Consider the following 24691-nt stretch of genomic DNA (forward strand, 5'->3'; position numbering starts at 1 on the left):
AGAATTCACTATTAACAATGTAATTTCTCTACACTTGAAATGATATCCTCTATATTTTCGAGTAACTTCACATCATATCTTCTAATTTATAAAACCGTTTTGCATTATGGAAATATACATTTTCCTTATCGCCAGCTGATAATTGACTTGTCACTGTATCCTCAAACAGCTGGACAACCTCTGAGTATGAAGCAGACTTCAAACATACCGGCCAATCGCTGCCGAACAAAATCCGATTTAGTCCGAAGGCATCTAAAACGAGCTTCGCATAAGGAGAAATACTTTCAGTTGTCCAGCTGGCACCGACTTTTTCTGGAACAAGACCAGACACCTTACACATGATATTAGGGTATTCCGCAATTTTCCGCATATGACTGGCCCACGGCTCCATTTGTCCGCTATCGATAGGAGGTTTTGCTATATGGTCTATGACACAGTGTATATGAGGCAGCTTTTCTAGCAGCTTAATAATTGCAGGTAAATGTCTTGGGTTTGCCTGTAAATCAATTGGAAAACCCTCATCGGCTAACTTGCTAAGGTTACGGATCACCGTATTTTGTAACAGCCACTCTGAAGGCAAATCTTGAATCATTGGCCGGATTCCTACAAAATAAGGATCTTTTTTATAGGCAGCCAATGTATCTACAGCATGGGCATTATTCAATTCAACCCAGCCTACAACTCCGATTACTTCTTTTCTTGTATTAGCTATTTCCAACAGAAACTCATTTTCTTCTATTGTGGGTGAAGCTTGCACAGCTATCGTTTTGTTTATGTTTCGTTCATGTAGAATGGGTCCTAAATCTTCAGGTAAATAAGAGCGGCTTCTGCTGCCAGGTCCGTAATCAACTTCGGCATGCGTTTTGTGCCAGAAATGTTGGTGAGCATCTATGATCATATATCTACTCTCCTTTCATTAGTGACCTCGAAATGCCAGACAAACACCATGACTTAGCTCATGGTGTTTGTCGCAAATCAGATATCTTATCCAATCAATAAGGACTCTGCTCCATCTATAAATATTTCCGTTCCTGTAATATGACTAGATTCATCAGAAGCTAAAAACTTCACCAAATCTGCTACTTCCTCAGGCTTACCAGATCGTTTATCCAATGGCTTGCTTCCTTCCGGAAATTCAACCGGCACTTTGATTTCATCCAAATCAGGAGATCGTTTTATCGACTCACTGAAATTAGTTTCTATTCCGCCGGGGCAGATGACATTTACACGGATATGGTATTTTGCCAGCTCCAATGCGGCCATTTTAGCGAATGCTGCTTGTGCTGCTTTAGAGGTGGAGTAAGCTGAGAATCCGGCTTGAGAAAAGACTCTGTTTCCACTGACGGAGCTTGTAATGATGATGCTCCCGCCTTGCTGCTTCATGTAAGGAATAGCTGCTTTCACGAGGAAGAATGTACCGTTCAAATTGATGCTGAGAACCTGGTTCCAGTTGTCCACACTCATCGACTCAATCGATGATGTCTCACCAACTATTCCGGCATTGGCGAATACTGCATCGATCCTTCCCCACTGCTCCATCATTGTTATAGCAGCTGCCCCAACTTGATTGTAGTCGGACATATTACAGGGGATGGTAATTACCTTGAATTTCTTTTCTTCCATCTCCGATTTAACTTCTCGCAATTTTGCTTCATTCACATCCAGCAGGCAAACCCGGAAACCGGCATCGGCAAGCTTCAGTGCAGCTGCCTTTCCGATTCCAGAGGCTCCGCCAGAAATGATGGCCGTCTTCTCCACCAACATATCCTCCATTCAAGCAAACCGTTTTTATAGATCTATCAATTCTTTTATGTTCACTGCATTTCCTGATTTTAAGGAATGATTACCTGCAATGCCGGTCATAATGGACATTGCTCCGTCTATGTGGGAAGCTGCGCGGTTGAATGGGTCTGGCTTTGGATTACCGAATAAATCTTCCAGCAGCAGCGTATCTCCTCCGCCGTGTCCTCCGATTCCATTATCCACCTGTACCTCATATGGAATATCGAACATAGGACTGACGACGATTGATAATTGCTCCAGCTGACCTTCCTCAGCTTTGCTTCCTCCCGAATTTACATAGGACTTCTCTATAATGCGCGCATCGATTCTCCCTTTTGTTCCATTAAAGGAGACGATAAAACCTTCCCAAGGCAAGTAGGCATTCAAGCTGTATGTCAGGATTGCTTTACTTTTATAGTTCACCAGCACACCTAAAGTATCCTCGATACTTATTCCATCACCAAAAACACTTTGATCCCTTTGATAACCATCTTCTTTCTCCGCATCAAGGTACATCGCTTTCAGATGGTCATTGTTTTCCAAGTCAAGAGCGAATGGATCGTTTTTTGCTTGTTCACTTTGATAAGCTCGCTGATAGAACTTTGTTTCCCCTCTTTGCTCGGCATTTTCCCTTCCGTAGAAAAGCAGATCGCCAGAAGCGTACACACGCTCAGGCGTTGTATCCAGCCAGAAGTTCACCAAGTCAAAGTGGTGAGTAGACTTGTGAACGAGCAGGCCGCCGCTATTTCGTTTGTCGCGATGCCATCGACGGAAATAATCGGCACCATGCGTCGTATCCAGCGCCCATTCAAAATGCACCGAATTCACTTCTCCGATGACACCAGAGCTGATCAATTCCTTTATTTTTGTATTATGCGGAGCGTAACGGTAATTGAATGTCACACGAACTTCTCTTCCTGTCCGGTCTATAGCATCCAAAATCTCCTGACACTTATTTTCATCCGTCGTCATTGGTTTTTCTGTAATAACATCACAACCAAGCTCCAATGCCCTGATGATATACGTGTGATGCGTTCGATCAATAGTCGTGACAATGACGATATCTGGCTTTACCTGCTGTATCATCTTTTCAAAGTCCGCTGCAGGATATGCTGGTATTGCAGCATGCTGGTATCTTTCCTGCAGCAGCTTGTTTGCGTAAGCCATCCTTGTTTCGTTTATGTCACAAAAAGCAGCTAGTGCACATGTTTCTTTAAAATCCCTTGCCATAGCTCCATAATAAAATTCCGCCCGGCCGCCTATTCCCACGAGCACATACCTTTTCATAGCATAACCTCCCATTGTTGTGATCTCAGTTCGCTGGTACGGAGTTGATGTCCCTGGCCAGGAGTTTGGATGATTTCTTTTCGGTTCTTTCAAATGCTTTTGCAGCTGGCATCATCACGATCAATGCAAGAATACTGAAGCTGAAAAATAACGCCAGACCCTGGAAATACCATAAAATCGAACCTACTCCAATTGTACCGATAAGCATGACAAACGTTTGACTCGGGTTCAGCATCATGATGAAGAAAGAACGCTTCACGATTTGAAACGGCTTCATATCGTAATGTACGAGCATCGGGAACGCATACAAACTCGCTGAAAAAGCAATGGACGTAATAATAAGGTACGGAATCGTGAAGTACAAAGCGGCATTTGCAGCAGATGTTAAGAAGAGGAAGTCCAGATAGAGGATATATCCCAGCAGCACGTAGATATATCCCAATTTATTGCTGTTCATGAACTCCTTTTTATACGTCTGTAAAAAGGTTTGGAATATAGGAAAATCCGTTTTTCCTTGCAGCCATTGGTTTATCACATGCAGCAGGGCAGTGGTAGCTGGGAAAACCCCGAAGACCACAAGCCCCGGCAGTAAGAAAACGAGCCATAGAATATTTACATATGCCATTCTTGTGATCCATTCCAGACCTTTATTTATAGCAGCCATAAAACCTTCTCCTCTCTATCCCTTTAGACCTGTCGTACTGATCCCTTCCACGACATAGCGCTGGAAGATGAAGAATATGACAAACACTGGTACGAGTGTGACAATCGACATGGCGAACATCGCTCCCCAGTTGGATACCGTTTCATTACTCAAGAACATGTTCAGCGCCATCGAGACGGTATATTTCTCCGGACTGTTTAAATAAAGCACCGGTCCAAGCAAGTTATCCCATGTCCAATAGAAAGTGAAAATTGCCGTTGTTGCCAAAGCAGGAACGATAAGCGGCAGGATCACCTTGTAGAAGATTTGGAATGTATTAGCCCCATCGATTGTCGCTGCCTCATCCAGTTCCCTCGGGATGGTTCGGATGAACTGGACAAGCAGGAAGATGAAGAATGGGTGTCCAAAAAATGCTGGGACAACTAATGGTTTCAATGAATTCAGCCAGCCAAGCTCAGAGAAAATGATGTACTGCGGAATCATGACGACTTCATACGGCAGCATCAATGTAACGAGCATGATCATGAACCAAAAACCTCGTCCGACGAACTTAAGTCTGGCAAAACCAAATGCAATTAGTGAACAAGAAATCAAATGACCAAGCAGCATCCATAAAACAAAAACAAGCGTATTTTTTATAAACGTACCAAAACCGTATCCGCCAAATCCTTCCCACCCTTGCGCGTAATTCAGTAAAGTAAAGGGATTCGGAATAAGTGATCCAGCGGTAATGAAAATATCGCCACTCTCTTTGAAAGAGCTGACAAACAGCCAAATGACCGGGTAAAGCAATAGGATGGCAAAGCCTCCAACAAGAATGTGATAGAGATAATAACGAGGTCGTTTTTTAGTCATTCTACTTCCCCTCCGACTCGTAATGCACCCAATACTTGGACGTCAAGAAGATGATTCCAGTCAAAATGGCTACAATAAGCAGCATGACCCAAGCCATCGCCGACGCATAGCCCATATTGAAGTACTCAAATCCTTGCTTGAACAAGTACAGAGAATAAAGAAGTGTACCATCCAATGGACCACCAGTCCCTTTGGAAATGATGAAGGCAGGAACAAAGGTCATAAAAGCAGAGATTGTCTGCATGATGATGTTGAACAGCAAAACAGGGCTAAGCATCGGCAATGTGATGCGGAAGAATTTCTGGAAGAAGTTTGCCCCATCCACACTGGCAGCTTCATAAAAGCTTGCCGGAATGGACTTCAAACCAGCCAGGAAGATCAGCATCGATGACCCAAACTGCCAGATGGAAAGAAAAATCAGCATCCACAATGCCGCTGTTGGTTCACCAAACCAGCGAATCGAATCAATCCCCATACTCTTAAGAGCTATATTCACTATTCCATCATCACCAAAGATATTGCGCCACATGATTGCGACTGCAACACTTCCGCCGATAAGGGAAGGCAAATAATAGAGCGTCCGGTACCAGCCGACAGCTCGTGATCCGACATTCAACAGCATGGCCACCAGTAAGGCAAAAGCAAGCCGCAATGGGACGCCAGCGAATACGTAAATGATGGTGACTTTCAATGAATTGATATAGCGGGGGTCTTCCGTGAACATTTTTATATAGTTCTCAAAGCCGATCCATTTTGGGGCATCAAATAAACCGTACTCTGTAAATGAAAAATATAAGGAAGCTAGCATGGGTACGATCGTAAAGGCTAAAAAGCCGATGATGAACGGTCCAATGAAAAGATATCCCCACAAATTGCTTCTTAAACGTGAGCTCAATGACTTTACTCCTCTCCTTTTTTGCAGGTGTAATCAAAACGACAGCTGCTCAGCTGCCGTTTTGACTATCTTTTCTCCTATTGTCCAAGCATGCCTTCTGCTTGCGTTCTGAAGCTTTCAGCAGCTTCTTCAGGAGCAAGCTGACCATAACTGATTTGTTCTGCTAACGTTTCCAGTAATTCAATGACCTCTCCGGCACCAGCTGGATCTGGAGATCCCATTGGAGAACTGTTTGTTTCAGCCCATTCCACATATTCAAAGACTTGCTTCTGAGCTTCGGAAACTTCATCCTTCAACGCGTCTTTTACTTCTGAAGATCCTGGTACACCACGGTCGCCGAGAATCAATTTATTCGCTTCTACATCGTTCATAAAGAAATCCAAGAAGTCAGCAGCAGCTTCTTTCTGCTCGGAGTTCTGTGATACAGAGAAGAACATACCAGGCTTCAAATAAAGTCCATCAGAGGTTCCTGGTCCAGGCATTGGCGCGATCTCCAGCGGCTTTTCTGCCACCTGCTTCAATCCAACAAACTGATTGGACCATTGGAAGATCCCGATTGCCTCTCCTTTCACAACTGGATCATCTTCAATCCCTGTAATCTGTGCAAGCGTATCAGGCGTCGGAGTAGCTCCTTTTTCCACTTGCTCTGCGATCATGCTCCAGTAATCCACGAATAATTTATCGTCCTCATAACCTAAGCCGCTGCCATCCTCTGCATACAGACGAGCACCTTGGCTGCGAAGGTAGTAATCGAAGAATACATCAGGTCTTAGATGCGTATCGAAATATACTCCTTGTGCCACTGCTTTGTCAGACATGCTCTTATAATCATCCCACGTCCAGTCTTCCGGAATTTCACTTCCAAGACCTAGTTCTTCCAACAACTCCGGATTGTAATGGAATCCAACCGCGTTTACTCCCGTGTTCATTCCATAGATACCGTCATCTATTTTTCCGCCATTCACGTAATCCTCTGTCATATTACTCGTGTCGATTTGATCACCTAAAAACGGCGTCAGATCAGCCAATTTATTTCCTTGCGCATATTGTGCAAGGTAGGAAACGTCCATTTGAACGATATCCGGCAATTCATTTGCTGCCGCTTGAGGAGAAAGCTTCTGCCAATAATCATCCCAGCTCGCATACTCCGCATCGATTTGCACATTAGGATTTTGTTCCTCATACATCTCAATAACCTTCGTCGTATAATCATTTCGCGGCTGATCGCCCCACCACGCAATCCGCAGCTTCACCTTCCCGTCATCCGAACCAGAGCTGCTTCCTTCATTGCTGCAAGCAGCAAGCAATAAAACCAAAATCATTCCAAAAACCAACAGAAGCGATTTTCTTTTCATATCCAATCCCCCCAGGCTTAATGTAAGCGATTACATTTATGATTTTACCAGATGGTTGGGAATTAGTGGTATATAGAAAACAGGGGTAAATGTTTAAAAAAACGTGAAAATTAGTCTCAATTTTTCGGTGATCTTCTTCAACGGTATATTAGAGACTTCTTTGTAATCATGACATTTCCACTTATCATTACATTTCTTTAAATAAAAAAACTTCGAGCTGGTTCAAAGCCTCGAAGTATCTTACTTATCTCACATGTTGGTTCCTCAGCTGCGGTTTAGTCAGCTTTTGATAACGATAATATAGAAACGCTGCAGCGACAATACCGATAGATGCCACAACACTATCAAAAATAAAGATATGTTCCATATCACCATTTTTAGCTATTAGTCCAGTTGCTGCAGGTAAAACAACACTTGCTATACTAGAGGCAGTGGATACAAACCCTGTAACTGCCCCCTTTCTCTTCCAGAAAAGCTGTGTCATCATTGAAATAGCCAGCTGTAAGATTCCTGCTGTCGAAAATCCCAGGAAAAAGCACGTTATACTTAAAACAAGTGGAGTATGGTAGCACAGTATAACAGTGACAGCAATCAAAGTGATGATTGGGTAAAGTAAAATCACCGTTACAGGCTTTAGAATATTTTTTAACAGCATAGACAAAAAGAGTACTGAAATTAGAGAACCGATACTATAATAACTCAACAATTCGACTGAATTGGATGCAGACATCCCTGCAACTTCTTGACCATAGCTAGGCAACCAAATTTGTGAAACTGTTAATAATGCGGTTGATGTAAAACCTATAATAATAAGAGCAAGGCCTTCTTTCCAAAATTTAGGTTCGGTTAAAAACTGGCTTACTTGAGGATGCTCATCTTTCCTTGCTTGTTCAGTTTGAGTCTTTGGTATAACAAAAATCAAAAAAATCATATTAACAATGTAAATTACTGCTGGTATTAAAAAAGAAATGCCATAAAACAGATTACTTTCGGATAGGATTAAAATGATATATGGCAGAAAGGTAGCTCCAAGCGATACAAAACCTTTTATCATGACACTTGCTGAACTAGCGGATTTAGGAAACATCTCAGTGAGAGCTGGATAAGTTCCAGCATCCATAGCAGAGTTCGAAATACCTGCAAACAATGCTAACACAATCGCTATTCCGTAATTAGGTGAAAATGGAATTCCAACTAAGAAGACGACCATCGCAATTGCGGAAAAGATGATTAAAGGTTTCCTACCGATTCTATCTGACAATGCCCCTGCTATGCTGTATGTTAGCAACCTTCCTATACCTATCGCTGCAATTAAATAACTGACACCAGTAGCATCTGTATCTAACTGAATTGTTAAAGAAGACATATTCGAAGCTAGGATAATATTTACCATACCTAATAAAAAGTAGTTAATATACATCCCAAAGGCCGATATAAAGTACTGATATTTCATTTGTTTCCCCCCATACTGTGAAACACCCTGCAATTGTTCTCCCCATAGAAAAATACAGTAAAAAGTGATTTTAATATTGATAAAAGAATCCCTAAAAAAACTAAGAAAAACATAGAGTAGCCTCCTGTTTTTCTTAGCCCTGATTCTTCATTCATAAATTAAATGTGACGTATAGCATTCACATTATAAAGCGATAAAGCAACCTTATTTATTATCTACAATCTAAGTTAATTTACATATATTTAGAGTACTTTTTATTCAAACATAATTTTTTTAATTTCATTTTTTGGCATTTCTTCCCCAGTAAATAGTTTAAATCCTAATGCCCCTTGTCCTAACATCATTCCCAATCCATTAATAATAGTTGCACCAGCTTCTTCTGCCTGAGCTAATAATTTAGATTTCGCTGGGTTATAAACAACATCAGTCACGATTAAATCTTTACGTAATACATCTAAATTATCATCCAGTATACTTAAATGATCTAAAGGCTTCATACCTAGACTTGTCCCATTTGCAAGTATTGCACTTTCTGCTACTTCACGACGAAATGCCTCTTTATCCTCTAGTGGAAAAATGTTTGCTTTTACATTATAATCCTTCATGTCATTGTTGATTTTCCCAGCATTCAATTCAGCTTGGTGGAAATATTGATCATTACGGGCAAAGATACTAATTTCAGAAATTCCAGCAAGCGCTAATTCAACGGCAATTGGTGTAGCTGCTCCACCTGACCCTACTAGCGTTACCTTCTTCCCTTGTAAATCAACCCCATGTTCTTTAAGGTTGTTTACATAGCCTTTTCCATCAGTATTATAACCAATTAATTTTCCATCTCTATTGACGACCGTATTGACAGCTCCAATATACTTAGCACTCTCATCTAATTCATCTAGATATTTAATAACTTCCATTTTATTTGGCATAGATACATTGAAACCAGCCACATCAAGAGCTTTCATCCCTTCTACAGCTTTTTCCAACGTTTCATTGCCCACTTCAAATGCAAGATATGCGTAATTCAAACCTTTTAATGTATATCCTAAATTATGCATTCTCGGTGATAGACTGTGTCCGATTGGTGTAGCAAGTAATCCAACTAATTTTGTTTTTCCATCAATTTTTTCTAAGTTTTTTTCTAAGTTTTCCATATTAAAATCTCCCTTATAAATTATCTATAAAAAGTTTCATTTATATTGAATAACCTTACTTCACAATCAAATAAGTAAGAATAACCATACTAACTTACTGGGTTTAACTAATTACTTCTAAAACATTTCTTAATTGATCAACTGGAATTTGACCTGGTGCAGATGCTTCTATGCCGGCACCAAATGTACAAGCCGAACCAAATACTGCTCCAGCTAAGCGGCTAACAAGACCTGTCCCAGACATGGACATAGTAATAAACGGTCGATCCGCATACATCGTTTTCATTGCATTTGTCGCCTCTAATAAAGTTAGAACATCCTCTGCGCTTTGGGGCATAACAGCGATTTTCGGTATGTCAGCACCAAACTCTTGCATTTTGCGAAGACGGTAAATTATTTCTTCTTTAGGCGGGGTCTTGTGAAAATCGTGATTACACATGATGACATAAACGCCATTTTCTTTCGCTAACTTCACTGTTGCTTTTACCTCGGATTCTGCAAAAAACAACTCAACATCAACAAGATCTATTTGCTTTGTTTGAATAGCTGTGTGCAGCAATTCAAAATAATAATGATCTGAAATTTCTTTATTGCCACCTTCTTTAAAACTTCTAAAAGTGAAAAGAAGAAGTGTATCTGGCAAAACCTTTCTAAGTTTTGTAATCATATTTGAAACAGCTTCTAAGTTTTCGACGTGCTCATAGCAATCTACTCGCCACTCAACAATATCCGGCTTCGATAATTTCACCGTTTCAACTTCTTGAAGTATTTGTTCTTCTTTAGTCGCTACTAGTGGAACAATAATTTTTGGAGTACCTTCTCCAATTGTGGTGTTTTTAATTGTTACTGTATTCACTAAGTGATCCTCCTACTAAAATCTTTATTTCTAGATATTTTTAATCCTATTAAATCTAGACCGTTTGCTTTTTAATGACTCCTTATTAATATATTAAATCGATACATCACTACTAGTGCAGCCAAAATTTCTACTACAGCAATGGCCACCTCAAGCCAGATAATCGCAGTAATGCTAGTCGTATCAGCCATCACACCGGTTAAAGCCGGTAAGGAAATAACTGCTATACTGCCCGATGTTGAAATGATCCCCGTCATCGTGCCTTTCTTCTGCCAGAATAATTGCGTGATTACCGTAATGGCTAACTGCAGTACTCCAGAAATAGATAAACCGACAAAGAAAGCACTGATGATTGCTACACTTAATGAATTTACTGATAAGAGAACAATCAAAGAAATAACAGTAATAATCGGATAAACAACCATAATTGTCACAGGGCGAACCTTTTTCAGTGCAACAGCTAGCAAAATAACAGAAACAAAAGCTCCTGTACTATAATAGCTAAGCATTGTTACGGACTCCGTATCAGTCATGCCTAATACTTCTTGTCCTAAAGTAGGCAGCCACAATGGCGCGATCATGATTAGTCCTAAAGAGGTAAAGCCAATAACGATAAGGGCAAGTCCTTCCACCCAAAATTTCGGTTGAGATAAAAATACGTTTTCCACAGATTGTTTCGTACTTCCATTATCAGATTCTGCATTTTTATGGTTCGGAAATCGTGCAATAAGGATTAAGACCAACGCAATAACTGTTACAATTGCAGGAATATAAAATGAAAATTTATAGCTCATATTATTAGTAGCTAAAAAAGTAATAAGTATTGGAAGCAGGATTGCCCCAATAGAATTAGATGCTTTTGCTAGAACATTCGCTGTTCCTGCAGACTTTGGAAAAGACTCAGTAAGGGCTGGATATGTGCCTGAATCCATCGCTGAGTTTGCAATTCCCATCAAAACGGCCAAAACAAAGGCTATTTGATAATTAGGCGCCATAGGAAATCCGATTAAGAATATGGCCATTAAGATACTTGAAAAAGCAACTAATGGTTTTCTGCCTAATTTGTCTGATAGAAATCCGTTTAAAGCGTAAGTAAGAAGCTTCCCAATTCCGAAAGCAGATAAAAGAAGACTTATTCCTGAAGTACTTGTATTTAATTGTTCTGTTAAACTGCTCATATTTGATGCAAATATTATATTAACCATGCCTAAAATGAAAAAGTTAAGATACATCCCACCAGCAGCTGTTATATATGGACTTTTCATAAAAAAATCCTCCATCCCCTCTATAAAAAAATAAACATTAAATTAGTATATTTGTGCGCCCCTCCAACCTTTTCATCTATCACTTCCTCTCAATAAACACTGATTAATTAATTCCTTGGATGTGTATCATCAGTAACCACTTCATATATTTAATTGGGCTTTAACTTTAAAGTTCTCCATACAATCATGCGGTTACATAACGCAGATTGGTATATCGTTCTACTAAATGTGTAAGGTACTTCACACATTTGGACTTTGCATTAGTTTGGAACTAGAGTCACAGTGACAATTACAACTGTATCTATACCACATCGTTTAATTTAGTATATCGTTCTACTAATAGCGCAAGTTACCTCACATATTTGACCTTCGCATTAGATTGGAACTAGAGTCACAGTGACCGCCACAACTGTATATATACCGCATCTTTTATTTGGTATATCGTTCTACTATATGCGTAAAATAACCCAATTCATTCATTGGCTTCTCAATATATGGAGATTATGATGACAACTACAGCAGTGTCTATACCACATTTTAATTTGGTATATCGTTCTACTAATTGTGCAAGGTAATTCTCATGTTTGGCCTTCGTACTATATTGGGATCATAGTGACAACTCTTGCAGTCATAGTAATATGTTCAATATCATCCATGTTGAATAACCTTCTACATATGCTGCAATAAATTCTTTTCTTTTATAACACTTTTTTAAGTTATTACTTGAAAAAAATGCATGTTGGCATTGAAATTATAAGGTGCCGTAATTACGTATACCTCATCATATTGAAAAGTACGCTAAAACTTTTTTTACCCTATCAATTCCACTTATTTTTCTATTAATCTGCGCAGAAAATAAACTAAAATAAGTGCGCCTCAGCCATTATACTGCTACACTAATATTGTGTCAAACCTATGACTTCACTGTATTACAATTGTGATTTTTTTCACAATACGCTTGACAGGTATCAATTACATAAATATTGTTTTCAGACTTCAGTTAAATTATAAATTTAGAGGACATAACTCATACATAGAAAGAATAAAAGTTACTGCAAAAAATCTTAACCTATCCTGCAATGAAATGGCCCGTTATTGTAGGTTATATGAAAAAAAGGTACTATAAAGAGAGAAACATTATTGGAGAAATCCTGCGTCTTATCAAAGGAAAAATAATATGAAATGCATGATTTGCGACAATTAGTTTTCTTTTAAGAAATTAAAATTCTATTCAAGATGGTGATTCAACAATGAAACATCCTAAAAAAAAGCGAGTCACATTACAAGAGGTCGCAAAGCATGCTGGAGTATCAACTGCCACCGCTTCCCTTGTTGTTCGTAACAATCCCAGAATATCTGATAAAACACGAAAAATAGTGATGAATTCAATGAAAGAATTAGGATATGTATACGACAGGGTCGCTGCAAATCTAAGGTCACAAAGCTCTAATACAGTGGGTGTGATTATCACCGATATTTCAAATAAGTTCATTTCTGAATTTTTGGTAGGTGTACACGAAACACTAGAAGAAGTTGGATATACGGTGTTATTGGGAACGTCTTTTGATTCTCTTGCCAAGCAAGACCATCTCCTTTCTACCATGTTGGAACATAGAGTCGGTGGGTTAATTCTCGATCCTGTCTCAGGGAGTAATGCAGAAACAGTTAATCGGTTAAACCAGATGAACACACCAATGGTTCTTGCTGTCAGAGAATTACCGGAAGTTAAAAGTGACTATGTTGGCATAAACTATAGGAAAGGGTCCCTGATGGCTACTAATCACTTAATAGATAAGGGACATAAAAGGATCGCATTTTTAGGGGGCGTTCGAACATCCTCGACCTGGATCGAACGTATGGACGGATATCAGTATGCCCATGATAACGCGGGATTGATCATTGACAATAACTTGGTTGTAGACAGTCCTCCTACCCGAGAAGGTGGGTTAGATGCTGTATTGCAAGTTCTTCGTAATCCTGATCCTCCAACGGCTATTTTTTGTTTTAATGACTTAGTTGCCTTCGGAGTGATGCAAGGGTTAAGAATGGAAGGATTTACTCCCGGGCAGGACATAGATATAGTAGGATTTGATAATATTCCTGAATCAGATGTCTATCATCCCCCGTTAACTACGGTTTCTTCATTTCCTAGGCGTACAGGTGTAGAAGCCGCAAAGCTTTTACTCCAGCAAATGTCAAACGATAGCCATGAGCAGCAGCGTCTAATCCTGGAGCCAGAGTTGATTGTTCGAGAATCTGCGTAAACTGCATTGGGCTGGAATCTTTTGGGACATATCCCCCCTGCATCTTCTTTTAAAAGTAGTGACAGATTCCAGTTAGAATACAGCCTTCAGCATTGTAGAAAAAGGAATTGGTTCAAAATAACGCTATTACGTAAAAAGGCGCTGGAAACCTTTATATTAGGAATTCTAGCGCCTTTTTTATTCTGTTACCTGTACTAAAAACAGAAAATCATCACTTTTATTTTTTACGTAAAGATACATGTGGGAAACGACTAAGTTTGTATATACTTTTTGTTTAACTAATCTTGCCCAACGGTCCTTCAACAATAGAAAAAGCGCTAGAAACCTTTTTCTTCCAGGTTTCCAGCGCTTTTCTCGTTAGCGTCCCAAGAGGGATTCGAACCCCCGACCCACAGCTTAGAAGGCTGTAGGTCTCTATGGGAACAGGTAGGAATGCGATCGAACAATTAAGTATAAATCGCATAGTAATAGGGTTTGTGGCTAACTGTTCAGATGTTTTTGGGGCTGGGGCAACCAATTCTAGCCCCAAATCAGCCCCATTTATCCTTTTAGTGCTAATCCTTTAAAAAAATTAAGCGGACTACATATTTAAATGTAGTCCGCAGATCTATTTAAGCCTTCTTTATTAATCTGATTAATGATGAAATTATTATCGGAAGAACTAATACGGTAAAGAAAGAATAAACATTAAAATACATATCATTTGTGTAGGTATTTACCCAACCCATGTCGATAATGAATGAACTGAGTTCTTTTGGTCCGCCACCAAGATAATCGATTTTTTTATAAAAATGGTTTTCAAATCCCTCATATAACAATACTTGAATTGTGATAAATATGAGTAAAGAAACTATAGACCATACTCTACTCAATCTTCGCAAAAGCTTTATACATAGCAGAGAACCAAATATCAAAATAGAGATAGCTGATGCAATTGCAAATGGATAACCAGCTACAGCTAGATTACCATTTCCTGATCGGTTTCCATTCTCAGGGACGTCAAAATTCAATAAGTTTATGATTAAAAATGAAATCATACAGACCAATATTGAAAGAACGAGAACTAAAGTATTTTTTCTGTTTTTTGTCAAATGTTTCACCGCTCTTTTTATTATTTAAGATAAGCGAATCCCATATCATCGTCATTTGCTGTCCAATCAAACCAATGAGTTCCATTATTATTCTCGCCGCCATCAGGATTCTTATAGCCTACATGAAGATCTCCTGTAAAACTTCCGTTCCTATCATAGCCAATGCCTGCTACAAAGTGGTATTTAAATTCAGTTCCGGAGGATACAAACAAATCAAATTTGAAACCGGCTGGATCAGCACTATTAATTGCACCAATATACTGAGTCTGAGCTGTTGTTCCTACAGCATCCGGTACGTATTTACTTGACCAAGCAGATCCGCTACTTGTATGCAACACATGATTGTACATCCCAGCAGCATACCCTCGCAAAGTAGTTCCTCCGGCAAGTGTTCCCATGTCTATCCGCAAATGATTAGATAAGGCGGCCCAACTACCGTAATATGCATTATCTCTCACGTTGAAACCTAAATGATCATGGTAATAATCAATTATCATTGCACCAGTTGCAGGGCCACAATTAGAATTCTGACCTTTCATTCCACCTCTTCGTTGCCAAATACGATCAACCTTTAGAACCTTATACCTTGTATCCCCCGCACCCATAGTAGAGAATCCACCACTGTTATCCTCACTCCATCCAGGACTAACTTCAGAAGATAATTCTACAGTTTTAAATCCTTGGTTAATTGCTTCATTATTTCTTTTTCGGCTTCAGCAATGTCAGCTTTTGAAGTTGAAAAAGCACTAACTTGGGATTCAGTTTCTAATGGTGGAACAAATTCACTTTTAAGTTCTTCGAATAATTAAGAATGATACAACTGCTATGTGTGGTAAATGAAAAGAGAAGACTAGTGCTAGTCTTCTCTTTTTTTATACACTGTAATTTAAAGTTGAATCATGTTCGCCTTCTCTAACGGTCTCTTGTTTTTGATCATCATAGATTTCAATTAAGAGAACTCTATCCAAGTCACTTCGATATAAGTAAGTATATGTTAGATTTTCTTCACCTTTATACTCAATATCTATCTCATATTTTCCAAACTTTTTATTGTATTCTATTTCTCTACCAGCAATATCTTCATCTCCAATCCCTAAGTTGACTAATTGCTCATCCATTTTCTCTTCAGCTTTATTCTTTTCAAATGGCGATCCATAGAATGTGAATGCTACCCAGGTACCAGCTCCTATTACAACAATTAATGTGATCAGGATCAACAACAATTTCTTCATAAAAATTAACACTTCTTCCTTTTTTTAGTATCCGGTTATGGTAAATTATGCTATTGTTAATTTATAACATAAAAAGGAGTGTAATTGTGAAGAAAATTATTTGTTTGTTAAGTACCGTGGCAATTTTGTTTTCTCTTATGACATTTTTCGCCCCAAGTAAAGCATCCGCTGAAGAGGATACTAAGCTATCAAAAGAAGTTGTTTCTTCAGAGATTATAGATTTAGAAGAAACAGAAGAACAAGTAGCAAATCAAAAAGTACAAACATTAACAGAGGAGGAATTTAATAAGTATAAAGCTGAGGGTATGTATGGTGAGAATGATACATATGAAGCTGTTGTTAATGCCTTTGAAGAATCATTTGAAAATCCAGTTGATAACACTAAGACAGAAGCAGGAAAGATTTCAGCGTTGGCTGCTTCAACATCACTCAAAGGTTATGTTTCATCACCAGGTGATATCTTAATTACTAATGACACACAAAACGGATCTGGTGTTTCAGGGCATGCAGGAATTGCTATTGGCAATGGATACATTCTTGAAATTCGAGGTAAAGGTAAAACTATGGTTCGGACTTCAGTTAGCGATTGGAGAAAGAAGTACAAAAAAACCAATGTATATCGAGTTAAAACACAGTCAGTTGCTGTAGAAGCCGCACGTTGGGCAAAAGCTAATTATTGGGATAAAAACAGAAAACCAACATACAAAATTACAAATGATATTTATAAAACAAACCCTACTTATTGTTCAAAAGTAGTTTGGCAGGCATACTACTTCGGAACTGGTTCTAAGAAAGTTGTAAACGTACCTTCTTCAAGATTTGTAGGTCCATATGCACTTAGAACTCAGTTTACTCCAACTTATAAGCCAGCAAGAATTATTAAAGAACATCAATGGGCTAATTAATGCTAACACTGTACCCTCCTTAGTAGGCAGGGTATTTTTTAAAATTAATCACCTTTTCATTTGTTTGCTTGATTATATAAGTAAATAGGAGGAGATAAAGTGATTAGACCACACATGTATTCAGAGTATCTGTTAGTTAGACAGAAGGTTGTTTATGATTTCATTGCTAATGAGGAAGGTTATGACATGGAAAGGGCTTTAGGATGGGATCACAGATTTCTGAAGTTTACAGATGAAGAAAGAGAAATGTTCGAGGAAATGTATATGGACCATGCAGCTCTTATTTTTGGTAACCACTATACAGTGAAATAAGATGTGTTAATCCCTAGGAAATAAATGTATAATTTAAACACAATATTTTCTATGGGGGAAAAAATGAATACATACGAATTTATAGCTGCCTTAGTCAAAAGTCTAATATGGCCCATGCTTATTTTTGTGATGTTCCTTTTGTTAAAGAATCAAATCAAAGGTTTGTTGAATAGGTTAAAAAATATTGAAGCACCTGGGTTCAAAGCAGAACTTCTAGAAATTGATTCAGAGCGCTTAGATGAAAAAATAGGTAAAACAATAGATGAAACTGATACAAAGTTTACTGATCAAGTTGAATCAACTAATGATGAGGTGCAAAGATTACAAATAGAACGAAGAAAAATCAAAGATACAATATATTCTTCAAAAAAGCTCTCGAATGATATTAAATTAAAAGGTCTTGTCGATAGCATATTACATATCGATGATAACGGCGTTTTTAGCTATAAGGATGCAGCCTTATCTGTTAGAGGTGCCTGGACAGATTTGAGTCTAACTGCAATGGAAATTGCCCCTTTATACAATAACGTAAATAATTATGATGAGGCATTTGCAACTTTGTTATTAAATAAGATTATTGACCAAGAGGATTACACGGTTATAAAAAGATTACATAAAACATACGATTCCGTTATCTCAGGAAATGAAGAAATCCATGCTAATTTAGCTATTGAATTTCTAAATGTTTGCGACAAATTAAAGAAATTAATTAGAGCAAGACATCAAAAAATGATTGAAGCTAAAAAAAGCCCCTCCAATTAAGGAGGGGTTTGTTTTTATTTGTATGATGCAGTTCCATTGGTGAAGTCGACCCAGATTCCGTATCGATCATTAATTTTATCCCCTGTATGCAATTTAAGGTAGTATGTTTTAGAGGATAAACTTGTTGAACTATTCCATGTATAACGTAAGCGTGATTTTGCTGTAATTCCTTTACTTCTTTGCTCAGACTTTGTTGTAATCTTCAAATTAGGATCAGAGTACGTTCCTAATAGGGTATTAATATCATATCCCCATACTTTTCCAATGTAATTCGTTCCTCCTGAACGTGTATCAATGTAAACATCCGCCTTATATGAAGCAGACCCCCAAATACTTGACCCTTTTGCAGTTACTGTCTTTTTAGTAGCCATTGTTGAAAATTGACCATCACTAAGACTGGGTTCTTCGATAATTTCAACCTTTACATATGAACCGTCATCATATCTGATAGTTTTCTCTTGCTCTTTATCTGTTACTGCGGTTGTACTATCTTTCTCTTCATCGAATGTTGAAGACAAGGAGAAATGTGCTTTGTTTTGATTACTAGGTTTATCTGCATCTAGTGTGTCACCATTTTTTAACTTGGCAATAACCTTATCAATGTCTTCTTGAGAAGACCCATCTTCTTTCATCTTTTGGCTAATTTTGTTATAATCTTTCTCAGACAAGTTAATTCCTTCTTCAGCCGATACAGGAGGATTAAACACCAACACAGTCAAAACGAGGGCAACCAACACAGTAACTACTTTCTTCAACTTCTCATCTCCCTTTATTTGGTATAAAAACACGATAACATATATTACCATCTATGTTATCGAAAGGAAGGAAAATGAGTAATTATGCTTACGGATATTTTTGCGATTGTTTTAGGTACCTTAGTGACTTTATTAATTAGTTTAATAGTTTTACGGGGAACAAAAAATATTACTATTGGGATTCTCACTTGTATTGTTGTAGGAATCATAGTGCCAGCTTTATTTGGGTTCTTTTCTGCCTTTATAGCTTTGCCAATAAGCTTAATTCTGTTTTTTGTTTTTAAAGGTAGAGTAATATGAAAAAAGCCCCTCCAATTAAGGAAAGTGCATACAAATTCCGGTCATGAAGTATACTGATATATCACCTCTTTCGCTCATTTGAGTCGGAAGAACTGGGGCCTGTTTAGGCCTCTTTTTTTACACATCGATATTTTTTTGCATACAATGCTGTATGCCAGCAATGTATGACTCCTTTTACTTATCCTCGCTTGAGGATTTTTTTGTATAATCTATTTGTAAATGAACAAGATATTAGAGAAGAGATTCTCCTCATACTCCGTCGAATCACAAATAAAAAATCCCCTCCATTATTGGAGGGGATTTTGTTTTACTTAAAGAACTTCTCGTATGTGTTAGGTCCTGCTACACTATCGGAAGCAATTCCTTTGCTCTTCTGGAATGATTTAATTGCTGCTTCTGTTCCGAACCAAAGATACCGTCCCAGGGGTTCGACAACAAAATAAAAGACGCCAGAATCCTTATGTATCAAGGTCTCTAGCGTCTTTTTTGTTAGCGTCCCAAGAGGGATTCGAACCCCCGACCCACAGCTTAGAAGGCTGTTGCTCTATCCAGCTGAGCTATTGGGACATGGAGCGGGTGAAGGGAATCGAACCCTCGACATCAGCTTGGAAGGCTGAGGTTTTACCACTAAACTACACCCGCGTGTTTCAATTATGTATGCTGTCCTCTCTTAAGGACAAGATTTATTCTACATGATAATCAATGGATAGTCAACAGTTATTTTGAAATTAAGAATTGCTCCGGTTTCCCGGAGCAATATTCCTTAATAATACGGGCGGATCATCAGGTAAACGATGACGCCTGTAAGGCTGACATAAAGCCATAATGGCATTGTCCAGCGGGCAATTTTTCGGTGCCTTGGCACGTCCATATTCCAAGCACGTGTAATCGATGCAAGGGCCAGCGGTACGATGACTGCTGCCAGCACGATGTGAGTGATCAGGATAAAGAAATAAATCGGACGGATGATACCTTCGCCTCCGAATGATGAATCTCCTGCCAGATAGTGATAAGCTACATAAGAAATCAAGAATAGTGTTGTTGTGACAAAAGCTGAATAGATGAAGCGCTTATGCCAGATGATATTCTTCTTCATGATGAAGATCAGTGCCAACAGCAGGAAGATGAACGTAAAGCTGTTGAAGATAGCGTTCAGCATTGGCAGGATGTGTACGTCGAATAGGTCAAAGCCTTCGACAGGCGGTAAGCCGCTCAGTACGACAACCAATCCATCTATAATGATGGTCAGCCAAATAACTAGCGGACGATAATTGCGTTTTTTATGATTTGGTTTGTAACCGAAATCGGCTTCATTCATACAAAATCACCTCAATTCATTCAAACACTAGTATAACGTAAGTGTGAGGTGATTCGGCAATAGAAACGTTACAATTTTTTGTCCGAGCTTACTTGAAAGTAACGGATTTTTCCAGTTCCGGTACTTCTTCGCCACCTAATGTATAGTATCGAACCGTTGCAATTCCATCTTCGTAGGACAAAATGCAATATGTCGGATATGGCGACTGCTTAGGCAAGCGGATGCTGCCAGGATTGATATACAGCCTGCCATCAATTACGTCCGCTCTAGCTACATGTGAATGGCCGTAGCAAACAATCTTGGCTTCTCTCTCAGCTGCCAGCTTCTCCAATGATCGGAGACTCGATTTCACTCCATAAAGATGACCATGCGTAATAAGAATCGGCAGTTCAGATGCTGTCAACTCCTCCACTTCTGGATAAGCACTGTCATAATCACAGTTTCCAGCAACTCTATAATAGCCTTCCATCTCTGGGGCATCGAAAGGCAATTCAGAATCACCACAGTGAATATATGCTGCAACTTCATCCTCATGTCGCTGCTTCAGCTTGCTTACTTCTGCTGTCAATCCATGGCTATCGCTCGTTATCAGTATCTTCATCCTATCTCCTCACTTCGCTTGGTCATTCAGCCATTTTTCCAAATGAACCATTGCCTGTTTCCGGTGGCTAATCTGATTCTTCTCTTCCGGCATTAGCTCGGCCATCGTTTTATTATAGCCTTCTGGCTGAAAGACGGGATCGTAGCCAAAGCCATGTTCGCCGCTTGGTTCTTCCGTGATCGTACCTTCCACATGCCCTCTCGCATAGAATGTTTCCTCACCCGGCTGTGCAAGTGCCAATACACAAACGAATCGAGCTGTACGCTCCTCTTTCGGTACTCCTTTCAGCTCTTCCAGAACTTTATCCATATTTGCTTGATCACTTTTTTCTTCTCCGGCATAACGAGCTGAGTAGACGCCCGGACGTCCTTCGAGTGCATCAATTTCCAGACCAGAATCATCTGCGAGTACAGGAACTTGCAAGTGGCCTGCCATTGTTTCTGCCTTCAGTGCTGCATTTTCTTCGAATGTCGTGCCTGTTTCTTCGATATCATCGAATTGCTCTGATAATTCATCAAGTCCGTAAGCTGTAATATCGTATTCTCCGAAAAAGGCTTTGAATTCCTTCAGTTTTCCTGCGTTTTTTGTTGCGATGATGATTTTATCCATTGTAATCACTCCATTCAAATCGTATGTATGTCTATTACCCTAGATAGTACCTAAATATTAATATGTATGTAAAAAGGCGAGCTTCTATTAAAGTATAGCTCGCCTTTCAATGTTTTTCAAAGATCAGCTAAAACGGGACTCAACAAAGTGCATATTCATATTTGCCGCCACTCTTGCACCGTCAGCTGCTGCCAGCAAAAGAGAAGAAGGTGCTTGATTTACATATTCACCAGCGGCATAGATATGCGGCACGCTTGTTTGTCCGAATTCGTTCACCATCAGTCTGCCTTGTTCATCAAATGAGCACCCCAAACCGGCAGCCAGTCTGTCTTTTCGGACGAATTCCGGGACAACAAAGCCACCTGTCCTTTTCATTCGATTATCGTTTTCAAAGACAACTTCTTTTAGGATCCCATTCTCTCCAACAAGATCCACTATCTTTGCCTCCTCGATTATTACCCCATGCTTTTCGAACAAAGTAAAAGTATTTTGATCAAGTTCATATCCATTTGATGCAAGGACAAGATCCCCTGTCCAGTTCAGCAGCAATTTCCCCATATGGCGAATACCAGACTCTGTTTCAGCAAACAGAATCAGCGGCTCATCTTTTCGTTCATACCCGTCGCAATATGGGCAGGAGAAAATGCTCTTACCATAAAATGAAGCAATGGAAGGGATTGCCGGGAAAGATTCTTTAATACCGGTCGCCAGTAATACCTTTTTTATTAAGTAAGGGCTGTCATGTGTTTCTATCACAAAACTAGCTGCGTCCTTTTGCTTGATTAGAGTCACTTCAGCTGAAACAAATGTGACATTCGGATATTTTGCCAGATCACGTCTGGCTTCTTCCCTGAATTGAGCTGGTGTGATACCATCTCTCGTTAAGAATCCATGAGATTCCTGAGTCACCTGGTTACGGTTGGTATCATTATCAAAAATAATCACATTCTTTCTGGCTCTCACAAGTTGAAGAGCTGCACTCATCCCTGCTGCACCGCCGCCAACTATACCGCAATCCCATTTTTCCATTGTCCACACTCCTTCACAGATTTAAAAGACTTATAATGTCTATGATTGTACGAAAGAAAAAACAGCATTTATTCGCTGCTTTTACCCTCCAGCAATGACGCTATAGTTGTCTGACGAAGCTCCTGCTCCATCTGCTCCTCTGCTTTTTCCATTACTCGCTTCACGACACAAGCAGGCTCATCATGCAAGCTGCATTCAAAGATCGAGGCTTTCCCTTCTATCGCTTGGATAATATCAAAAAAAGAAAGTTGCTGCCATCCGTTTCTGAGTTTATATCCACCATTTGCTCCCGAAGAAGATGAAATAAGGCCTTCTTTCACCAGCTTGGTGAGTATCTTAGACAAATAAGTCGGTGAAACCTGCTGATGATCGGCAAGCTGCTGTACTCCGATCGGCTGCTGACTCGCTCCTTCTTTGGCTAAATAGAGCATCGTATGCAGAGCGTAATTCGTCGCTTTGGTGAATTTCATTTGCCGCACTCCAATCATAGACTTTACGTATCTATGATAACTACTTAGACTTTACCTGTCAAACGATAACTGCTTATCGATTTCCCGATCGCGATGAGATGATTAACTACCAAATCGACAATGTTTGCAACCAACAATTGATTCGAAATCATCCTGCCAGGATGGTACTATTACCCCAACTGCTTCTTAGTTGCTCCACTTTTTCTGATGGAACATCGTTTGTTCCCCTTGGATAATCCGGTCATCAAAATATGTATACATCCCTCCCAACTGATATCAACAGAAAACATCCTTTTCCCTGCAATAAAAAAGCCCGGTCAAATGACCGGGCTTTTTTATTTTACAATTTTTCTGCTGGCACGTACTGTTCTCTTGAGACAGGCTCAGCGTATGCTTCACCATGCTCGTTGAACACTTCTTCCACACCTTCTACTTTCACGGAAACAGCTTCGACTTCCTCAAGCTCTGTCAAGCTCATGACAAGTGTTTCCATAAGCTGGTCTGTAATCGCGGCTTCATCCACGTTGCTCAATACTTCTTTATTGAATTCCAAATTGAGGACGCCATCTTTCAGTGTTGGCTCTGAAGCTAGTGCAGAGCCTGTGTTGAAGACGTTGGACAAATTGCTGTCCATGGCTGGTCCATCAATCAATGCATTCACGATCTCTTCATAGCTGTTTTCTGCATTGCTGTTCATTCGCTCTGTGACCGGCACTTCATAAGGTGTGCCATCTACTGCTTCTGCCGGGAAGTAGAGCGTGACAGATTGGCTGTTCACCGTAGTGATGCCATTATCCATCAAGTTGATGCCATCCGCACGGGAATAGCTTTTCCCGATAGGCGTTCCATCAACCGGCATTTTTGCCAGGTCTTGTCCTTCTACGCGGATAGCTACATTTTTCACATTCTCAAACTGTGTCAATGTGTACGTGATGGATTCGAGAATCTTCTTCTCACTGGCTGCTTCGTATTCGTTGAATTCCTTTGAGAAGTCAACGATCAGTGTGCCGTCTTCCTGTGCATCGATTCCATTGATGGTTGTTCCTGCTGGCAATACTGCTTGGAAGCCGTTAGGAAGCATGTCCGTCACTGGACCATCCTTTACGAGGTATTCCAATGTTTCTTTGGCTACTTCATTTGTCTGCGGCAGTTCAAATGTCATCGGTACGACCATTCCATTGGCATCCATCAGAAACAGCTGACGTTTTGCAGTAGCGGATTCGCCTTCTTTAGCACCCTCTTCAGGCTTTTCTTCCTCACCCTCTGCTGGTGCTTCTCCTTCAGCCGGTGTTTCCCCTTCGGCTGGTGCTTCTGCTGCGCCAGGCTCAAGCGCATTTTTCTCCAGCTCGTCCACATAAGTTGTATCCTGCGGCACGTCCACTTCATCCACAGCCTGTTCTCCTTTCAAGGAGCATCCGGCCAATAAAATGGAAAGGCCTATTACGCTAGTGAAAAGACCTGCAATCTTTTTGTTCATACG

At 39.6% G+C, this 24691-nt stretch carries 27 protein-coding genes and 2 tRNA genes; 5 read left to right on the forward strand and 24 right to left on the reverse strand.

Features of this window, described 5'->3' with window-relative positions; genetic code table 11:
- Positions 1–67: 67 nt before the first annotated feature.
- From ACH6C1_RS10615 to ACH6C1_RS10665, 11 genes are all read right to left on the reverse strand, one after another.
- Positions 68–898, reverse strand: a complete 831-nt coding sequence (locus ACH6C1_RS10615; protein ID WP_374076895.1) for an amidohydrolase family protein — start codon at positions 896–898, stop codon at positions 68–70.
- A gap of 86 nt (positions 899–984) precedes the next feature.
- Entirely contained in the window at positions 985–1764 is a 780-nt protein-coding gene (locus ACH6C1_RS10620; protein ID WP_374076897.1) for an SDR family oxidoreductase, read from the reverse strand.
- 24 nt (positions 1765–1788) lie between these two features.
- On the reverse strand, positions 1789–3069 hold the full coding sequence (locus ACH6C1_RS10625) for a Gfo/Idh/MocA family protein (RefSeq protein ID WP_374076899.1): 1281 nt from the start codon (positions 3067–3069) through the stop codon (positions 1789–1791).
- A gap of 25 nt (positions 3070–3094) precedes the next feature.
- Entirely contained in the window at positions 3095–3733 is a 639-nt protein-coding gene (locus ACH6C1_RS10630) for a YesL family protein (protein WP_374076901.1), read from the reverse strand.
- Positions 3734–3748: 15 nt separating this feature from the next.
- Positions 3749–4588 (reverse strand): carbohydrate ABC transporter permease, encoded by an 840-nt coding sequence (locus ACH6C1_RS10635; protein ID WP_374076903.1) that lies wholly within the window; start codon positions 4586–4588, stop codon positions 3749–3751.
- Between the two features lies 1 nt (position 4589).
- Positions 4590–5483: a carbohydrate ABC transporter permease gene (locus ACH6C1_RS10640; protein ID WP_374076905.1), complete on the reverse strand. Its 894-nt coding sequence runs from the start codon at positions 5481–5483 to the stop codon at positions 4590–4592.
- Positions 5484–5560: 77 nt separating this feature from the next.
- Positions 5561–6838, reverse strand: a complete 1278-nt coding sequence (locus tag ACH6C1_RS10645; protein WP_374076907.1) for an ABC transporter substrate-binding protein — start codon at positions 6836–6838, stop codon at positions 5561–5563.
- 244 nt (positions 6839–7082) lie between these two features.
- Positions 7083–8291: an MFS transporter gene (locus ACH6C1_RS10650; RefSeq protein WP_374076909.1), complete on the reverse strand. Its 1209-nt coding sequence runs from the start codon at positions 8289–8291 to the stop codon at positions 7083–7085.
- A 254-nt stretch (positions 8292–8545) separates the two neighbouring features.
- On the reverse strand, positions 8546–9442 hold the full coding sequence (locus ACH6C1_RS10655; RefSeq protein ID WP_374076911.1) for a quinate/shikimate dehydrogenase: 897 nt from the start codon (positions 9440–9442) through the stop codon (positions 8546–8548).
- Between the two features lie 103 nt (positions 9443–9545).
- On the reverse strand, positions 9546–10298 hold the full coding sequence (gene aroD, locus ACH6C1_RS10660) for a type I 3-dehydroquinate dehydratase (RefSeq protein WP_374076913.1): 753 nt from the start codon (positions 10296–10298) through the stop codon (positions 9546–9548).
- A 71-nt stretch (positions 10299–10369) separates the two neighbouring features.
- Entirely contained in the window at positions 10370–11563 is a 1194-nt protein-coding gene (locus ACH6C1_RS10665) for an MFS transporter (RefSeq protein WP_374076915.1), read from the reverse strand.
- A 1250-nt stretch (positions 11564–12813) separates the two neighbouring features.
- Between ACH6C1_RS10665 and ACH6C1_RS10670 the strand changes: the two genes are divergently transcribed.
- A complete protein-coding gene (locus ACH6C1_RS10670; protein ID WP_374076917.1) occupies positions 12814–13827 on the forward strand; it encodes a LacI family DNA-binding transcriptional regulator in 1014 nt (337 codons plus the stop codon).
- Positions 13828–14438: 611 nt separating this feature from the next.
- Here the strand turns inward: ACH6C1_RS10670 and ACH6C1_RS10675 are convergent.
- The 3 genes from ACH6C1_RS10675 to ACH6C1_RS10685 form a co-directional block, all read right to left on the reverse strand.
- Positions 14439–14918, reverse strand: a complete 480-nt coding sequence (locus ACH6C1_RS10675) for a hypothetical protein (protein WP_374076919.1) — start codon at positions 14916–14918, stop codon at positions 14439–14441.
- A 20-nt stretch (positions 14919–14938) separates the two neighbouring features.
- Complete coding sequence (locus ACH6C1_RS10680) at positions 14939–15457, reverse strand: hypothetical protein (RefSeq protein WP_374076921.1); 519 nt, start codon at positions 15455–15457, stop codon at positions 14939–14941.
- Between the two features lie 333 nt (positions 15458–15790).
- Positions 15791–16150 (reverse strand): DUF3139 domain-containing protein, encoded by a 360-nt coding sequence (locus tag ACH6C1_RS10685; RefSeq protein WP_374076923.1) that lies wholly within the window; start codon positions 16148–16150, stop codon positions 15791–15793.
- A gap of 86 nt (positions 16151–16236) precedes the next feature.
- On the opposite strand from ACH6C1_RS10685, the gene ACH6C1_RS10690 reads away from it, so the two are divergent.
- The 3 genes from ACH6C1_RS10690 to ACH6C1_RS10700 all read left to right on the forward strand — a co-directional run bounded on the left by ACH6C1_RS10690 (position 16237) and on the right by ACH6C1_RS10700 (position 18129).
- Positions 16237–17055 (forward strand): YiiX/YebB-like N1pC/P60 family cysteine hydrolase, encoded by an 819-nt coding sequence (locus ACH6C1_RS10690; protein WP_374076925.1) that lies wholly within the window; start codon positions 16237–16239, stop codon positions 17053–17055.
- Between the two features lie 99 nt (positions 17056–17154).
- Positions 17155–17367: a hypothetical protein gene (locus ACH6C1_RS10695; protein WP_374076927.1), complete on the forward strand. Its 213-nt coding sequence runs from the start codon at positions 17155–17157 to the stop codon at positions 17365–17367.
- 63 nt (positions 17368–17430) lie between these two features.
- Complete coding sequence (locus ACH6C1_RS10700; RefSeq protein WP_374076929.1) at positions 17431–18129, forward strand: hypothetical protein; 699 nt, start codon at positions 17431–17433, stop codon at positions 18127–18129.
- Positions 18130–18143: 14 nt separating this feature from the next.
- On the opposite strand, the gene ACH6C1_RS10705 is transcribed toward ACH6C1_RS10700, so the two are convergent.
- Positions 18144–18884, reverse strand: a complete 741-nt coding sequence (locus ACH6C1_RS10705) for a hypothetical protein (RefSeq protein ID WP_374076931.1) — start codon at positions 18882–18884, stop codon at positions 18144–18146.
- 84 nt (positions 18885–18968) lie between these two features.
- On the opposite strand from ACH6C1_RS10705, the gene ACH6C1_RS10710 reads away from it, so the two are divergent.
- Complete coding sequence (locus ACH6C1_RS10710) at positions 18969–19184, forward strand: hypothetical protein (RefSeq protein ID WP_374076933.1); 216 nt, start codon at positions 18969–18971, stop codon at positions 19182–19184.
- Between the two features lie 307 nt (positions 19185–19491).
- Here ACH6C1_RS10710 and ACH6C1_RS10715 read toward each other — a convergent pair whose 3' ends face one another.
- The 9 genes from ACH6C1_RS10715 to ACH6C1_RS10755 form a co-directional block, all read right to left on the reverse strand.
- Positions 19492–19653, reverse strand: a complete 162-nt coding sequence (locus ACH6C1_RS10715) for a peptidoglycan-binding domain-containing protein (protein ID WP_374076935.1) — start codon at positions 19651–19653, stop codon at positions 19492–19494.
- 24 nt (positions 19654–19677) lie between these two features.
- Positions 19678–19751 (reverse strand) — tRNA-Arg (locus ACH6C1_RS10720).
- A gap of 1 nt (position 19752) precedes the next feature.
- Positions 19753–19826 (reverse strand) — tRNA-Gly (locus ACH6C1_RS10725).
- A 121-nt stretch (positions 19827–19947) separates the two neighbouring features.
- Positions 19948–20502: a DUF420 domain-containing protein gene (locus tag ACH6C1_RS10730; RefSeq protein ID WP_374076937.1), complete on the reverse strand. Its 555-nt coding sequence runs from the start codon at positions 20500–20502 to the stop codon at positions 19948–19950.
- Between the two features lie 88 nt (positions 20503–20590).
- Complete coding sequence (locus ACH6C1_RS10735) at positions 20591–21103, reverse strand: metallophosphoesterase family protein (RefSeq protein WP_374076939.1); 513 nt, start codon at positions 21101–21103, stop codon at positions 20591–20593.
- 9 nt (positions 21104–21112) lie between these two features.
- The gene (locus tag ACH6C1_RS10740; protein ID WP_374076941.1) at positions 21113–21712 is read right to left on the reverse strand and encodes an XTP/dITP diphosphatase; all 600 of its coding nucleotides are present in this window, start codon (positions 21710–21712) and stop codon (positions 21113–21115) included.
- A gap of 123 nt (positions 21713–21835) precedes the next feature.
- Positions 21836–22741 carry an NAD(P)/FAD-dependent oxidoreductase gene (locus ACH6C1_RS10745; protein ID WP_374076943.1) on the reverse strand — a complete coding sequence of 302 codons (906 nt, stop codon included), beginning with the start codon at positions 22739–22741 and terminating at the stop codon, positions 21836–21838.
- 68 nt (positions 22742–22809) lie between these two features.
- The gene (locus ACH6C1_RS10750) at positions 22810–23211 is read right to left on the reverse strand and encodes an RrF2 family transcriptional regulator (protein ID WP_374076945.1); all 402 of its coding nucleotides are present in this window, start codon (positions 23209–23211) and stop codon (positions 22810–22812) included.
- 340 nt (positions 23212–23551) lie between these two features.
- Positions 23552–24688, reverse strand: coding sequence for a GerMN domain-containing protein (locus ACH6C1_RS10755; protein WP_095222258.1), 1137 nt, complete (start codon positions 24686–24688; stop codon positions 23552–23554).
- Between the last annotated feature and the right edge of the window lie 3 nt (positions 24689–24691).

It is taken from the genome of Terribacillus sp. JSM ZJ617, from assembly GCF_044383785.1.
Classification (GTDB): Bacteria; Bacillota; Bacilli; order Bacillales; family Amphibacillaceae; genus Terribacillus.